Raw genomic sequence first — 15,796 nt, 5'->3', positions numbered from 1 at the left:
ATAGCTTATCATATAATATAAAAGAAGGCTTTCGGTTTATTTCCGGAAGCCTTTTTTGTTTTTAGTAATTTGCTTAATCAGTATAGATATCTTACTTTTGTCTGTCGCCTATATTAACTAAATATATAAAGTATCATGAAAAAGATTTTGTTAAGTATTCTGTCTGTATTATTGTTTGCAGGCTTTTTGTCGGCTAAACAGCCGGATGCTCCTTTGAAGGTAATGACGTTCAATATTCGTATGGATACGAATGCTGACGGAGATAATCAGTGGAGTAACCGAAAGGATTTAGCAGCTAATCTGGTTGAATTTTATAATACGGATATCTTTGGAGCGCAGGAAGTATTGAATCACCAGCTTACGGATCTTTTGACACGTCTGCCGGAATATGCCTATGTCGGTGTTGGTAGGGAAGATGGAAAGACCAAAGGTGAATATGCTCCGATTATCTATAAAAAAGACCGTTTCGAACTTGAAGACAGTGGTAATTTCTGGTTGGCCGAAGATATGAATGCCGTAGGTAAAAAAGGCTGGGATGCAGCTTGCGAACGTGTTGCTACCTGGGGTATCTTTAAAGATAAAGAATCCGGGAAAAAGTTTTTCTTCCTGAACACTCATCTGGATCATATGGGAAAAGTAGCCCGCCATGAGGGAGCTTCTTTAGTGCTTGAAGAAGCACATAAGCTATCTAAAGGCTTACCGGTTATTGTTACAGGCGACTTTAATGCGACTCCGGATGATGATCCGATAAAAGTATTGACAGATAAAAGCGATCCGCGCCATGTGATCCATACCCGTGAAGTGGCAGATTTGAAATATGGCCCGGAATGGACTTTCCATGACTACGGACGTATTCCTCTTGAAAAGAGAGAATGGATCGACTATATTTTCATGAAAGGAGACATAAAGGTTTTGATTAACGGTGTGCTTACAGATACACTTAATCATCTGTATCCGTCCGATCATTGTCCGGTTATTGCAACTTTGGTAATTAAATAGAAAATATTGGTCTGTAATGGAATGCACTTCGGAGTAAATCTATTTATAACCTATTTTATATGTGTTTTATTTTGTTAATTATCGGAGGAATATTAGTTAATGACTAATTTGTGTTTGGTGTTTTTTTCTACAGTTTGTATCTTTGTATCGTTCTGAATGTAGATATACGTCTGAACAGAAAAAACCTTAGCCTAAAAGTCAGGATAATAAATATTAAACACAATAAGGTATTTTTTTTACATTGGTCTAAAGAATTGAGAATTAAAAACACAACTGGAAAAGGGTCGCCTGTGAAGGTGGCCCTTTTTATTTCCAATATATTTCATGGATACTTCTTATATCAGTATATTTGCGTTCGATTTGTTAAACATAAAACATAAAGAAAATGGAGAACAATAACAAACCTTCTAACGAGATACAGGTAGAACTGTCAGAAGAAATGGCACAGGGTACTTATGCAAACCTGGCAATTATTTCACATTCAACATCAGAGTTTATACTCGACTTTATCCGTGTGGTACCGGGAGCTCCGAAGGCACAGGTGAAAAGTCGTGTGATCCTGACTCCGGATAATGCAAAGCGCTTGTTTTTTGCATTGCAGGATAACCTGGCAAAATATGAAGAACAGTTGAAAGGAGGAAATAAGACGGCTAATTTTGAAGATTTTATTCCACCGATGGGAGGCGTTCAGGGGGAAGCCTGATTTATCGTGTTTTAAACTAAAAAGGGATCGTTTCAATTATCAGAAACGATCCCTTTTTAATTTTTTGAAGCTTGTGTGTGTTACTCCATCTTCTTGTTGATAACAATGTGACCGACGTAACCAAGGATGATAACTGCCAAACCTGCGATAAGGATAGTGTTGGTTACACCTCCGGTAATAGCCGGTACAGCAAGGATGATTACACCGATTAGGAGTACGATTACCCCAAGATTTTTGACTAATTCGCTCATGGTTATAGATGTTTTTATAATAATTTTCTTTTCTACCGCAAATAAAGTAATAATAACCCGATTGCAAAAATATTTTAGAATAAAAATAATGAATCCATCAAATTTAGCGGTTATATTTGTAGGATCAATACAGTTATATATGATACGAATACTTTACTTGGTTTATTTATGGCTGTTTTTTGTGCCTGTCTTTCTGGTGCTCACGATCGTTACAGCCTTAACTGTCATCGCTGGTTGTTTGCTGGGGGGAGAAAAGATTTTTGCTTATTATCCGGGTATGATCTGGTCCCGGCTGACATGTTATCTGGCACTCTGTCCCGTAAAAGTAAGAGGTCGGGAAAATATAGATCGTAAACAATCATACGTGTTTGTCTCAAACCATCAGGGGGCATTTGATATTTTTCTTATTTATGGTTTTCTGGGCGTCCCGATCAAGTGGGTGATGAAGGCTGGTATCGGAAAGATTCCTTTTGTGGGAGCCGCCTGTCGTGCTGCTGGTTTTATATTTGTGGATAATTCTACGCCTAAAGCAGCAGCCCGCAGTGTGCAGGAGGCGGAACGGTGTCTCAAAAACGGTGCCTCTGTTGTTGTCTTTCCGGAAGGTTCAAGGACCTATACCGGGAAAATGATCCGTTTTAAAAAAGGCGCTTACCAGATGGCTCTCGATCAACATTTGCCGATTGTGCCGATTACATTGAACGGACCTTTTGATGTTTTGCCGATCGGATCGCTGAATGTGCATCGGCATAAAATGGAGATGATCATTCATCCGGCTATTTCAACCGAAGATATGGACCCTTCCCATAAAGGGATGCAGCAATTTGCAGACCGGACGCAGGCGATCATTGCTTCTGCCTTATGGGAGAAGTATAAGTGAAATTAGTTCCATGCTTTCAATAAACCAGTCTTGGTTACACCCAGACTGAACCCGACACTCTTGCCCAGCATCGTTCCGGTATCGGCTGCAACTGATCCGGTAAACTGCCATCCTTTTAACCGGGGATGCGTGTAGTTGATATCGACCAGGCTGGAAGTTCCGTATTTCTTATTCAGGTATGGGATATAAGAGGTCCCCCAACCGTTCATTGCCGTGAATAATACGCGGTAGGACAGGAGTGCGTTAATATTGCCTTCTGCTCCGAAATGCCAGCTTTTAACACGGTTGTTCTCAAAGCCTAAAGTACCGTCTGTGTTATATTCCGGTGCGGGAATCAGCGGTGAACCTACTCCACGGTTAAAATAAGAAAAACCAGTCCGGTATTCTCCATTATTATAATAATCATCGTTTCCACCTCCGCGGCCGCCTTTCCATTTATCACGGTCGAATGTGATAAAGTGCATCGGTCCACTTTGATTCATTGTTACCAGATATTCGGCTACAATTTTATTTAGCCAGGGAATAGTCGGTAAATCGACTTGAATACCCCATAAGCCGTCCGTTTTATTGGCAAACTCCATCCCCGACTTATCATTGAAATAATGTTGATAATAAAAATGTCCTCCCCAGTCCTTTTGTGTGTAACTTAATTTGAAATCGTAAGAACCGTAATGGCTGCCCAGTACGTTGATCTGATCGGATGCTGTTGCGTCGTCGCCACCCTTTTGTCCGAAAACTACTCTTATGAAATCTTTAAAAGATTGTGGTTGCTTGCCGATTCTGGGATTAGTGGAAGTACCTCCCCATTGGGCAAAATGCTGAACACCGGCTGTGAAGGATAAAGGAAAATTATTTTCTGTGTCCTTAATGCGGAAGAAGAAGGATTTATGATGCCATAATACATTCTTCACGTAAGTCTGTTTCGAGTTGGCGAAATCTTTCAGGTAATCGGTATCGAATGACTTACCTACGGCAAAATCACCTCTCACCTGTAGCCACCCTTTAGTTAAGGGAACTAATGTAAATTCAGGCATACTGATATTAATTTCCGGGATAGGACGGGCATTAGCCGATTGAGTCATATCACCCGAACTCAGGTTACGGTCCCATAACGAATTATACCGTTCCTTACTTCCAATGCTGAGCAGCATGCTTCTGTATCCTATTTCCGCATAAGCCTGTTGAATGAAAACATTACGGTGGCGTGGTACGGCTGCAACGAGATCCAACCCTGCGCCCCAGTAGAACTTCGAACCGAAATGTTGGTTATGAAAAACTCCTGCATTCAAAAGCCCGTTTCCTGCATCCAACGGAACAACTCCATAGCGGTTGCTGACCATCCAGAACGGGGTGTTCGAACCGGTTGCTGCCGAACCGAACAGCTCGGCTTTATAAATTGTGGAATCTTGTATCTTGTTGATCTGGGAATAACTGCGAACAGAAATACTAAGCAAACTTATTCCTATTAATATAATATGTAAGGCTTTCATTTAATTTACTTTTTTGTCCGCAACAAAGGTAATGATAAATATAATGCTTCAAGAGACTCATTTAAAAAAGAAGCTTAAGCATTATAAAAATACAAATATAATTGTATCTTTGTTGTCACTGCTTGATTTACAACGTTTGATATGGATGATAAGCTACTTTTGTTTGAATTTCTTGATGCTGAAAAGTATAGAATTTCATTATCTTTGGGGGAATGTCAGTTAGATTCCAAACCTTTAGGGAGGAATGAGGCAGGCATAGTCTTCAAAGCGAGAATGAATGGAAAAGATGTTGCCTTGAAATTCTTTTTGTTTAATGGCGATGACTCAAGAAAAGGGAAGTGGTTAAATAAACTTAAAGCAAGATACCTGGAAATATCGCTTCTGGAGACAAGAAATAACATTGTCCAGTATGCCGACTTTGATATCGTAACTGTCGAAGGGGAGGAAATACCGGTCCTTGTGATGAAATTGTATAAATGTTCGTTGGAAGAATACCGGAGTATACTTTCGATGGATACTTTCTTGAAGCTGTTCCGTTTCCTGACGAACACCGTACAGTTCCTGCATAGCATGGGAATCAGCCATGGAGCTATAACTCCCCGTAATATCCTGGTGGACGATCATAATGATTTTGTCCTGACGGATGTCTCTATTCTGGAGAATAACGATGCCGGTTATTCAGATATCACCGCGATCGGAGAGGTACTGCAATGGTATGCTTTCGGAAATATCAGTAACGATGCTGGCATAAGCAAGGTTTTCCCGGCATTGAAACTGTATGACCAGATCGTGGAACGTTGTCTGACACAGGATAACAGCCGGCGCTTCCGTTCGGTGGATGAGATATTGGCTTTTGTAGAGATCCAGAAAGAACGTGATCCGAGTGAATTATTGAAAGAGTTCAGCCTGATCTGCCGGAAGAACTTTCCTAAGGAACTTCCCGAGTTTGTTCATTGTTCGGACCAGGCAAAGATCATAAAACTCTTTTCCGAGTTTGTCTCCAGAAAAGACTTCTTTGGCGGCAACCTGATCTATTTCACGGATGTGGAACGGAATGTCTTTTCTCCTCAGATATGCAAGAACGGATATATCAAGTTCGATAACTCAGCACAATATAAGGTGTTGGATATCTGGATTCACAGTGACAGCGATATGCGGAACGACTATATCCTGGTTCACCATTCGAACACACTGCCCGAAAAGGTAAACGGCAAGGATGTGTACCGCTGGGCCGTTTACGAAGAACGTACGCAGATCACCTGGGAGGAAGCGATGAACGGTTTCGCCGAAAGCGACGGGGATATTATCGCACTGGACCGGACTAAAATTGAGTTTTACAACCGCATCTCCCGTGAGGGGTATACTTTTATCGCGCTGAACCATCTGCATAGCCTGGCTTCTCCCGCCAATGCCGGGACGTTACGCGATTACTTTTTCCGTTTTAGCTTTAGTTATGTCAACCGTTACATTCTGGAAGATATGAATAACCAGATGAAGCAACATATCTCGGCTCTCGGAAGAAAATAATCAGAAGCCTTTCCGGTTCATCCAGTCGAAAACCGTCCGGTAGGTGTGGTCGCGGGGTTCTTTTTCGGAGAGTATCAGGTCATGGATGCCGTTCGGTATCGTGTCGCGGGTCACATACTCTCCCAGCTTCGGAGCATACTTCTGGATATCGTGTACATCCAGTACTATGTCGGAAGATAGATATTCGTTATGCCACTCTTTGGTCTCCGGATATGACTTGTCGGACGACATGACCAAAACCGGACAATCCAGGTGCAGGCCTTTCCTTACTTTTCGTTGCCCTTCTTGAATAGCCTTTATCCAGCTTGCCTTTTTAGGATGCCCGTTAATCATCTTCCAGTTTGTATCGTATTCCCATTCCCCTTTGAACTGCTTCAACAGGCTGTGTGCGTAAGATGCAATGCCATAGCCTTGTACGGTCAGGTTCGGCAAGAATCTCCCTATAAATGCCACAGCTGGAATAGCGACCTTTTCCATAAACCATCCGAAGTTCCAGTCGAGGAAAGGACTGTTCAATATCAACCCGTCGACTGGAAGGTTATCCTTTTTACTATTCAGGTATAATGGTGTGATCAATCCTCCCGTGGAATGGGCCATCAACAAGATCCTGTCATTCCCTTCCGAACGTATGGTTGCCAGTGCCGTATCAATATCCGCGAAATACTCCGTAAGGTTTTTGCAGAAAAACGGATTCTGGTTGGGGAGGATGGAACGCCCGTATTTTCGCAGGTCCATCGCATAGAAGTTGTAGCCGTGTGCATTCACGCTATCGCCCAGTTGCTTCTGAAAAAAGTAATCGTTGTAACCATGAATATACAGGACCGCCTGTTTTACATCGGGCAACTGGGGCTTCTTGACCAGCGTACAGACCACTTTCCCTTCGTAATCGTCAGGCATTTGAAAAGTACGACGCAGGTATCCGTCTCCCAGTACATCGGGTATATATTGGGCATACAGGCTGACTGCCAGCAGAATAAGTAAAGATGTAAAATAAAGTTTGCGTCTCATAATCGTTTTCCTTTTATAACCACGACGGGTATATCATTGTTCCGGTCGCAAAGGTAGGTAAACAATTAAAACGGAAGACATCGTATTTTAATCTTTTCTATATTACTATTTAGTTCTTTCCTCTTGTATTTTTATTCATTCCGGCATGCATAAATTGATTTTTAGCTTGCTCAAAAGAAATAGAATAAGGGAGAAAATACGAAAAGTCTATGACAAACAAGCTAAATAGTCATGTCTTTCCGGTTAGTTTGATTTATGCTGCTCTTTATTTCATTAAATAAAATAATTGTGTACTTTTAGGACTTCATTAATAACCAATAGAGGAAGATAGTTATGAGACGTTTTTATTCTTTGTTACTGATGGTGCTGTGTTGCGCCGGTTTGTTTGCCAAGACGAAGAAGGCAGTGTATATAATCATCGATGGGGTTCCTGCCGACCAGATCGAGAGACTGCATACTCCGGCGATTTTTGATATAGCGTCGAGGGGAGCCTATGGCAGGGCTTATACCGGAGGTGAGATAGGAGGATATTCCCAGACCGCTACGATATCGGCGATCGGATATACCAATTTGCTGACATCTACTTGGTTTAATAAGCATAATGTGGGCGGCAATTCGGACCTGAAACCTAATTATAACTACTGGACTATCTTCAGGATCGCGAAAGAACAACCCAAAGAGTATAAAACAGCCATTTATTCCAGCTGGACGGATAACCGTACCGTGTTGATCGGGGAGGGGAAGAAGGAAACAAACAATCTTAAAATAGATTATGTAAAAGACGGTTACGACCTGGATACAGTCCGTTTCCCTAAAAAGGAGAAGGATTTGCATATCTTCGATATAGATGAACAAATATCGAAGGATGCCGCAGAAGGTATTCGTAAAGAGGCACCCGACCTGAGCTGGGTTTATCTGTGGTACACCGACGACGCAGGGCATATTGCCGGAAACGGGGCTTTCTTCGACGAATATGTCCGGAAGGCCGACAATCAGGTTGCCCGTATCTGGGAAGCCGTCAAGTACCGCGAAGCAAACTTTGATGAAGAATGGATGGTTGTTGTTACCACCGATCACGGACGCGGAGAGAATGGTCACGGTCACGGGGGACAGTCCTGGCGCGAACGTACTACTTGGATTTCGACCAATATCCCTGTAAACAGTCATTTTACAAAAGGCTCCCTGGCTATCACGGATATCGCTCCTTCCATTTGCCGTTATATGGGATTTGAAATTCCGCAGGCTGTACTTTGGGAGCAGGACGGCATGCCGTTTATCGGGCAGACCGATATTTATGATTTGCAAACCCTGCCTTATGATAATACGGTGGAGTTGTCCTGGAAATCCTATACAGGAAATGCCCCGGTCACAGTCTATGCCGCTTCCGCTAATAAGTTCAGGGAAGGCGGAAAGGATGAGTGGACTAAGCTCGCGGAACTTCCGGCCGGCGTGAAAAGTTATACGGTCGATCTGCAGGTTTTACCGGCATCGCAGTTTTATAAGTTCGTTGTCGTGTCTCCGGGCAATCATCTGAACCGTTGGTTACAGAAATAAAAGAAATTATGTCGGTTGTTTTCTCCAGAGACTTTTTATAGTCAAGTTTCAGCCTTCATGTTCTTTTAATTACTTGATGTTTAGGAGTTTTGTGCTGAATGGTGGTGATAACATACCTTCCGGAGAAGATAGTGTTGTTCTTCCGAATGGGTAGGCATCCGTTGTTTGTTCGCTGCCAGCCTATTGAGAAAAACACAGGCATCGGTACAAAGAAAAGTGTATATTTGTTTATTGGCCTAAAGACAAGGATGTATTTCTTTTTACCGGATCTTTCAGTCTCTATCCATTGAAAATAAATCGGTAGTAGAGAACTGAAAGCTGAAAGGTGATTACAAAAAAGTTCTTATAGGTGGTCAAAAAAGAAGCTGTGTGACTGATAGCACTATAGTGTTGCCCCCATTAGCACTACTGTGCTATCATTGTTTAGACAGCTATGCTATGTCAGGGGAGACTATAGTGCTAGTTGGAATATATGTCATGTGGAAATAGATTTCATTTATATTATTAAAATAAAATATCATGAAAAAAACTCTTTGTGTATCAACTCTTTTATGTTTAGCCGGACAGCCGCTCGTGGCACAGGAACGTCCGAATGTTATTGTTTTTCTGGTCGATGATATGGGCCTTATGGATACTTCGCTTCCGTTTCTGACGGATGAGGCAGGTAATCCGGTCCGTTATCCGCTGAATGACTGGTATCAGACTCCGAATATGGAGCGTATGGCTCGTCAGGGAATTCGTTTTTCTACTTTCTATGCGCAAAGTGTCAGTTCTCCTTCCCGTGCATCTATCATGACCGGCCAGAACTCGACCCGACATAGAACGACCAACTGGATCAATTCTGAAACAAATAACAAAACACCTTTCGGGCCGACAGACTGGAACTGGAAAGGTATCTCGAAGAATGATGTAACATTGCCCCGTGTGCTGCACGATGCCGGATATAAAACGATCCATGTCGGCAAGGCTCATTTCAGTTGCCAGAACAGCGACGGTGAACTGCCTCAGAATATAGGTTTTGATGTGAATATTGCCGGTTCTTCCATCGGGCATCCGGGTAGTTATTACGGGGAGAACGGATACGGACATATCAAAGGACAGAAGGCTCGTGCCGTACCGGGATTAGAAAAGTATCATGGTACAGATACATTCCTGAGCGAAGCTCTGACATTGGAAGCCAATGAGCAGATCACTGAGGCTGTAGGGGAGAAGAAGCCTTTCTTCTTATATATGTCCCATTATGCTGTTCATTCTCCTTTTGAAGCAGATAAACGTTTTGCCGATCATTACCGTTATACGGGAAGGCCGAAAGTCGCGGCTGATTTTGCTACGTTGATCGAAGGAATGGATAAATCGCTGGGTGATATTATGGATCATCTAGAAGAATTAGGGATTGCCGAGAATACATTAATTATATTTCTGGGTGACAATGGTTCCGATGCCCCTTTGGGTGATGATAAAGGTTACACTTCTTCTGCTCCTTTGCGTGGAAAGAAAGGCTCTGAATTTGAAGGTGGTGTCCGCGTTCCGTTTATTGCCTGCTGGGGTAAGCCGGATATGAATAATCCGCTTCAAAAACAATTACCGATTGAAGTCGGTGGTGTCCAGTTACAGATGGGGACTGTTATGGATATTTATCCGACACTTGTTTCGTTGAGCGGAGCAAAAAATCCGAAGGACCATATTATCGATGGTGTCGACCTGCGGGACCAATTGGAAGGAAAGAGAAACAATAGCCGTCCGGAAACTGTGCTGATGCATTTCCCACATGAGCATCGGGGAAGTTACTTTACTACTTATATAGAAGGAGATTGGAAACTGATTTATTATTATAATCCGGAAAATCCGTCCGAACCCCGTTACCGTCTGTATAATCTAAAGAAAGATCCGGGCGAATCATTGGACGTGTCGGAAAGAAATCCAAAATTACTGGTCAAGATGGTAAAAGCAATGACGGCACAACTCGATGCCGAAGGTGCGCTTTATCCGGAAGATGCGAACGGAAATGTGCTGAGACCGGTTTATTAAAAGAGGAAGTAGCAGACGTTTAGAGTAAAAAATAACACGTAATGTGTTGTATACTCGGAAAAACTTCTTACCTTTGCCCCGCAAATTTTTAAGTACTAACAAATATAAAACAGCGTTTTATGAACAATTATGAAACCGTTTTCATTTTAACTCCCGTTTTGTCTGACGCACAGATGAAGGAAGCGGTAGAAAAATTCACGAACCTCCTGAAAGAACAGGGTGCTGAAATCGTGAACGAAGAAAATTGGGGATTGCGCAAATTAGCTTATCCTATCGACAAGAAAACAACAGGCTTCTATCAGCTGGTTGAATTCAAGGCAAATCCGGAAACTATCGCTACTTTGGAAGTTCACTTCCGTCGTGACGAACGTGTGATCCGCTTCCTGACTTTCCGCCAGGACAAATATGCAGCAGAATATGCCGCTAAGAGAAGAAATCTGAAATCATCAAAAGAAACAGTAAAGGAGAATTAATCATGGCAGCAACTCAATCAGAAATCAGATATTTAACTCCGCCTTCAGTAGACGTTAAGAAAAAGAAATATTGCCGTTTCAAAAAGAACGGTATCAAGTATATCGATTACAAAGATCCTGAATTCCTGAAGAAATTCCTGAACGAACAGGGTAAAATTCTTCCGCGTCGTATCACAGGTACTTCTTTGAAGTTCCAGCGTCGTATCGCTCAGGCTGTAAAAAGAGCTCGTCACCTGGCGTTGCTTCCTTACGTAACCGATTTAATGAAATAATAAAAAGAGAGGAGACAGAATATGCAAGTTATTTTGAAAGAAGATGTAATCAATTTAGGTTACAAAGACGATATCGTAACAGTAAAAGACGGTTACGGACGTAACTTTCTAATCCCCACGGGTAAGGCAGTAATCGCTTCTGAGTCTGCTAAGAAAGTATTAGCTGAAAACCTGAGACAGCGTGCTCACAAATTGGCTAAGATCAAAGAAGATGCTCAGGCATTGGCTGCAAAGTTGGAAGGCGTTGCATTGACTATCGGTGCAAAGACCAGCTCAACTGGTACAATCTTCGGTTCTGTTACAAATATCCAGGTTGCTGAAGCTTTGGCAAAAGCTGGTTTCGAAGTAGAACGTAAGATTATCTACATTAAGGATGCTGTTAAGGAAGTAGGTAACTACAAAGCAATCCTTAAACTTCACAAGGAAGTTTCTGTTGAAATTCCTTTCGAAGTGGTTTCTGAATAATTCAGTAAACGATATAAAGTTGAAAAGGGCAGTCCTTCGGGATTTGCCCTTTTGTGGTTTTATATAGTTGGGTGGACTACTTTTATATTGTATAAAGATTCATCTGGTTTTGTTCTGTTATCCTATGAGCCGGATACCGGAATGAACGACGTTAAACCGGCTATGACTAATTATTTATAGAAAAAGACTTCTCTTTATCAGTAAAAAAATGCTACATTTGCCCCGAATTTGCATAAAATCGTTTACTGTGGCTAGAATATCTTTTCTATATATTAATCTGTTGATGGCCTTGTTTTTGACTCTTCCTGTACTTCAGGCGAGAGAGAAGACTTTTACTGTCGTGATTGATGCCGGTCATGGAGGAAAGGACCCTGGGGCTCGCGGTACTGTTATTAATGAAAAAGCTATTAATCTTTCTGTGGCTTTAAAACTTGGGGATAAGATAGCCGCCGGTCATGACGATGTAAAAGTTATTTATACCCGTAAGACAGATCGTTTTATAGAACTGGATGAACGTGCGAATATAGCTAACCGTAATAAGGCGGATCTTTTTATATCCATCCATACGAACTCAGTCAAAAAAGGTAGCACTGCTCGTGGAACGGAAACTTATACGTTAGGTTTGGCTCGTACCGACGAAAACCTGGCTGTGGCTATGCGTGAAAACTCTGCTATTTTGCTGGAAGATGACTATCAGCAGAAGTATGAAGGTTTTGATCCGAATTCATCCGAATCCTATATTATTTTTGAGTTCATGCAGAACAAGCATATGGAGCAGAGCGTTAGTTTTGCTTCAGAGATACAAAAATGCTTTGTCTCGGCAAAACGGGCAGATAGAGGGGTAAGGCAAGCCGGTTTCCTGGTTTTGAGGAAGACTAGTATGCCAAGTGTTTTGGTCGAACTGGGGTATATTTCGAATCGGGATGAGGAGCGTTTTATGAAATCTTCGGATGGGCAAAACCGGTTGGCGAGTGCTTTGTATGACGCATTCAGCAGGTATAAGAAAGAATACGACAGAAAGCAGGGAGGGTTATCCGGATCTGTGCAGGGTATAACAAGCTCGGAGGTGTCTTATGTTGAATATGAAGCAACGGAAGAGGCTGTGCCTGCCGGTAGTGAAGAGGATATTCTGAATAAAAAGAAAAATGCTTCGGTTTCTTCACAAAAGAAACAAACTACTGCTGCGACTCGGACAAAATCGAATGCAACAGGGAAAATTGTCTATAAAGTGCAAATTCTTACCTCGGATAAAAAACTTTCTCCGGGGGCAAAAGTGTTTAAAGGATATAAGAATGTAGACTTCTTTGTGGAGAAAGGAATCTATAAATACACCTATGGCGAAACGACCGATTTCGATTCGATCAGGAAGTTGCGCCGACAGGCTGCTAAAGACTTTAAAGATGCTTTTATCGTAGCATTTAAAGATGGCAAAAAGGTAAAGTATTAAAAGAGAAACATATAATTTAAAAGGATGAAAAGTATATTGACCAAAGAGGCAAAGATTGGACTTGTAAGTATTATTAGTTTGGCGTTGCTGTATTTCGGGATTAATTATCTGAAAGGTATAAATTTATTTAAACCGGTAAATCATTATTTCGTTACATTTCATAATGTGAAGGATGTGACGGTATCCAGTCCTGTTTATATCGATGGTTTTAAAGTGGGATTGGTAAGGAGTATTGTTTATGATTATGAGAATACAGATAAAATAACGGTAGAGATCAGTTTGGATGATGAAATGAAACTTACGACGGGAAGTTACATTACGATTATAAAGACGCTTCTGAGTGGTGGCGAACTTCATATCCATCTGAATAAATATGTAAAGGATTATTTAAAGCCCGGGGCTACGATTGAAGGGAAGATGGAAGAGGATATGATGCAGTCTGTGCAGGAGAAGATTCTGCCGGGAGTGGAAGCCCTTTTACCTAAGCTGGATTCTATACTGGGCGGTTTGCAGGTACTGATCAATCATCCGGCTATCACGCAGTCTCTCGATCATATAGCGAGGACTACAGGTAACCTGGAGGCTTCTACTCGTCAGTTGAATACTATGCTGAGTAAAGACGTGCCGGGTATTATGTCTGATTTGAAAGTGATAACCGGTAATTTTAATGAAGTGAGCACCAGTTTAAAAGGTTTGGATCTGGCGACTACCGTCAATTCCATTAATGCGACTTTGGCAAATCTGCAACTGACAACAGATAAGTTGAACCAGAAGGATAATACATTAGGGTTGTTGCTGAATGACAGAAGTTTATATAATAATCTGGATAGTACGATGATAAATGCATCAAGGTTGTTACTGGATCTGAAGCAGAATCCGAAAAGATATGTTCATTTTTCTGTTTTTTAACCGAAAAGAATATTAAATCATCTAATCTTATTTAGAATTTTTCCAATTAAGGAAAAAACTGTCTAAACGTATTTTTAGAGATGCATAAGGTCTTTAGATAGAGGAAAATAACGTAGTCTACGGGCCTTTTTGCATGAGAAACAGTGGGATAGCGTAATAATTAAAAGTGTCCTAAAATAAAGGGCTCTTGGATGTATAAGTGTTTAAGTGTTTGTAAATCAGACTTGTTTTCTATAACTTGTTGACACTAAATGCTATATTAAACATTCAAAAGAACCAAATAATTCGGCACTTTTTTTTTCCGAATTAATTTCTAAACTTTGTAGTCGGAAAAATAAAAAAAGTATAGTTGGGAGAGTAATAAATCATGCAGACTGAATATCAGACATTGTGGAATAAATGCCTCGCTGTCATTAAAGACATCGTGCCGGAGGCCGCTTTTAACACATGGTTCATGCCGATCATACCTTTATCCTATGAGGATAATAAGTTTACGATCCAGGTGCCGAGCCAGTTCTTTTATGAGTACCTTGAGGAGAAATACGTAAATGTATTGAAAGTTACATTATATCGTGTAATAGGTCAGGGTACGATTCTTAACTACCGTGTTATGGTAGATAAGACGACTGGTGGTACCGTAGATTATCCGGCAGAGAATGGTTCGGTAGCAGTAAAGAAGATAACTCCCAAAGATGCGAATAAGGCTCCTAATCCATTTATACAGACTGCACCTCAGGATTTGGATCCGCAGTTAAATCCCAAGTATAACTTTGATAACTATTTTGAAGGAACCAGCAATAAATTAGTACGTACGGCAGGTGAGGCTGTTGCACAGAATCCTGGAAAGACGACGTTTAATCCATTGTTTATTTTCGGACCGTCAGGGGTTGGTAAAACACACTTGTGTCATGCCATAGGAACCCGTATCCGTGAACTTCATCCGGAAAAGAAGGTATTGTATGTTTCCTCCCATCTGTTCCGTGTTCAGTTTACTGATGCAATCCGTAAGAATACAACGAATGACTTTTTGAATTTTTACCAGAATATCGATGTTCTGCTATTGGATGATATCCAGGAATTGATCGGTATGGATAAGACTCAGAATACATTCTTCCATATATTCAATCATCTTCATCAGCTGGGAAAACAGTTGATCCTTACTTCGGATAAGGCACCTGTCGATTTGCAGGGAATGGAGGAGCGATTGATAACCCGTCTGAAATGGGGACTTACAGCTGAGTTGAGCCGTCCGGATCTTGATTTGAGAAAGAAGATCTTGAAGAATAAGATCAACCATGATGGTATTGTTATTCCGGATGAGGTATTCAACTTCATTGCGAATAATGTTACTGAAAATGTACGTGACCTGGAAGGTATCCTTGTTTCATTGATGGCGAATGCTGTTATTAATAATAAGGAAATAGATCTGCCTCTGACTAAACGTGTGGTAAGTCAGGCTGTCCGTCTGGAGAAAAAACAGCTCTCTGTTCAGATGATTCAGGAAATCGTATGTAATTATTTCAATCTGGATCAGGCGGTCATTCAGACACGTTCCAGAAAACGTGAGATTGTGCAGGCTCGTCAGATTACGATGTATCTTGCCAAAAAGTATACCGATTGTTCTTTTTCCCATATTGGGAAGATTGTAGGAAAGAAAGATCATGCCACAGTATTGCATGCCTGCAAAACAATCAAGGACCAGATGGAAACGAGCAAGTCTTTCCGTTCGTCTGTTGAAGAGATCGAGGTTAAATTAAGAAGTTGATAAATCATTTTATATAGGTGGAAAGGAT

At 41.4% G+C, this 15,796-nt stretch carries 15 protein-coding genes; 12 read left to right on the top strand and 3 right to left on the bottom strand.

Translation table 11 applies throughout. The features are described from left to right. The first annotated feature begins 135 nt into the window (after window positions 1-135). Window positions 136-999, top strand: coding sequence for an endonuclease/exonuclease/phosphatase family protein (locus tag NBH15_RS19135; protein WP_250823322.1), 864 nt, complete (start codon window positions 136-138; stop codon window positions 997-999). A 385-nt stretch (window positions 1,000-1,384) separates the two neighbouring features. Then, window positions 1,385-1,702 carry a DUF3467 domain-containing protein gene (locus NBH15_RS19130; protein WP_007654170.1) on the top strand — a complete coding sequence of 106 codons (318 nt, stop codon included), beginning with the start codon at window positions 1,385-1,387 and terminating at the stop codon, window positions 1,700-1,702. An 80-nt stretch (window positions 1,703-1,782) separates the two neighbouring features. Here the strand turns inward: NBH15_RS19130 and NBH15_RS19125 are convergent, their stop codons facing one another. Beyond that, entirely contained in the window at window positions 1,783-1,953 is a 171-nt protein-coding gene (locus NBH15_RS19125; protein ID WP_007654169.1) for a hypothetical protein, read from the bottom strand. A 139-nt stretch (window positions 1,954-2,092) separates the two neighbouring features. Between NBH15_RS19125 and NBH15_RS19120 the strand changes: the two genes are divergently transcribed. Continuing rightward, window positions 2,093-2,830 (top strand): lysophospholipid acyltransferase family protein, encoded by a 738-nt coding sequence (locus tag NBH15_RS19120; protein WP_044215226.1) that lies wholly within the window; start codon window positions 2,093-2,095, stop codon window positions 2,828-2,830. Between the two features lie 2 nt (window positions 2,831-2,832). Here NBH15_RS19120 and NBH15_RS19115 read toward each other — a convergent pair whose 3' ends face one another. Next, the gene (locus NBH15_RS19115) at window positions 2,833-4,320 is read right to left on the bottom strand and encodes a capsule assembly Wzi family protein (protein ID WP_007654167.1); all 1,488 of its coding nucleotides are present in this window, start codon (window positions 4,318-4,320) and stop codon (window positions 2,833-2,835) included. A gap of 141 nt (window positions 4,321-4,461) precedes the next feature. Between NBH15_RS19115 and NBH15_RS19110 the strand changes: the two genes are divergently transcribed. Beyond that, the gene (locus tag NBH15_RS19110) at window positions 4,462-5,847 is read left to right on the top strand and encodes a protein kinase domain-containing protein (RefSeq protein ID WP_010800478.1); all 1,386 of its coding nucleotides are present in this window, start codon (window positions 4,462-4,464) and stop codon (window positions 5,845-5,847) included. On the opposite strand, the gene NBH15_RS19105 is transcribed toward NBH15_RS19110, so the two are convergent. After that, the gene (locus NBH15_RS19105) at window positions 5,848-6,855 is read right to left on the bottom strand and encodes an alpha/beta hydrolase (RefSeq protein WP_250823321.1); all 1,008 of its coding nucleotides are present in this window, start codon (window positions 6,853-6,855) and stop codon (window positions 5,848-5,850) included. Window positions 6,856-7,188: 333 nt separating this feature from the next. On the opposite strand from NBH15_RS19105, the gene NBH15_RS19100 reads away from it, so the two are divergent. From NBH15_RS19100 to dnaA, 8 genes are all read left to right on the top strand, one after another. Then, window positions 7,189-8,409 carry an alkaline phosphatase family protein gene (locus NBH15_RS19100; RefSeq protein WP_244050719.1) on the top strand — a complete coding sequence of 407 codons (1,221 nt, stop codon included), beginning with the start codon at window positions 7,189-7,191 and terminating at the stop codon, window positions 8,407-8,409. Between the two features lie 519 nt (window positions 8,410-8,928). After that, complete coding sequence (locus NBH15_RS19095; RefSeq protein WP_250823320.1) at window positions 8,929-10,437, top strand: sulfatase; 1,509 nt, start codon at window positions 8,929-8,931, stop codon at window positions 10,435-10,437. Window positions 10,438-10,556: 119 nt separating this feature from the next. Further along, window positions 10,557-10,910, top strand: a complete 354-nt coding sequence (rpsF, locus tag NBH15_RS19090) for a 30S ribosomal protein S6 (protein ID WP_007654157.1) — start codon at window positions 10,557-10,559, stop codon at window positions 10,908-10,910. Between the two features lie 2 nt (window positions 10,911-10,912). After that, window positions 10,913-11,182 carry a 30S ribosomal protein S18 gene (gene rpsR / locus NBH15_RS19085; protein WP_007654155.1) on the top strand — a complete coding sequence of 90 codons (270 nt, stop codon included), beginning with the start codon at window positions 10,913-10,915 and terminating at the stop codon, window positions 11,180-11,182. Window positions 11,183-11,203: 21 nt separating this feature from the next. Further along, complete coding sequence (rplI, locus tag NBH15_RS19080) at window positions 11,204-11,647, top strand: 50S ribosomal protein L9 (protein WP_007654153.1); 444 nt, start codon at window positions 11,204-11,206, stop codon at window positions 11,645-11,647. Between the two features lie 247 nt (window positions 11,648-11,894). Further along, entirely contained in the window at window positions 11,895-13,094 is a 1,200-nt protein-coding gene (locus tag NBH15_RS19075; protein WP_370686665.1) for an N-acetylmuramoyl-L-alanine amidase family protein, read from the top strand. Between the two features lie 24 nt (window positions 13,095-13,118). Next, window positions 13,119-14,003 (top strand): MlaD family protein, encoded by an 885-nt coding sequence (locus tag NBH15_RS19070; RefSeq protein ID WP_046147934.1) that lies wholly within the window; start codon window positions 13,119-13,121, stop codon window positions 14,001-14,003. Window positions 14,004-14,370: 367 nt separating this feature from the next. After that, window positions 14,371-15,768, top strand: a complete 1,398-nt coding sequence (gene dnaA / locus NBH15_RS19065; protein ID WP_010800474.1) for a chromosomal replication initiator protein DnaA — start codon at window positions 14,371-14,373, stop codon at window positions 15,766-15,768. The last annotated feature ends 28 nt before the right edge of the window (window positions 15,769-15,796 follow it).

The organism is Parabacteroides caeci (assembly GCF_023656795.1).
GTDB classification, from domain to species: Bacteria; Bacteroidota; Bacteroidia; order Bacteroidales; family Tannerellaceae; genus Parabacteroides; species Parabacteroides segnis.
The sequence above is the reverse complement of the archived record's forward strand: the minus strand, read 5'-3'. Positions and strand labels throughout refer to the sequence as shown.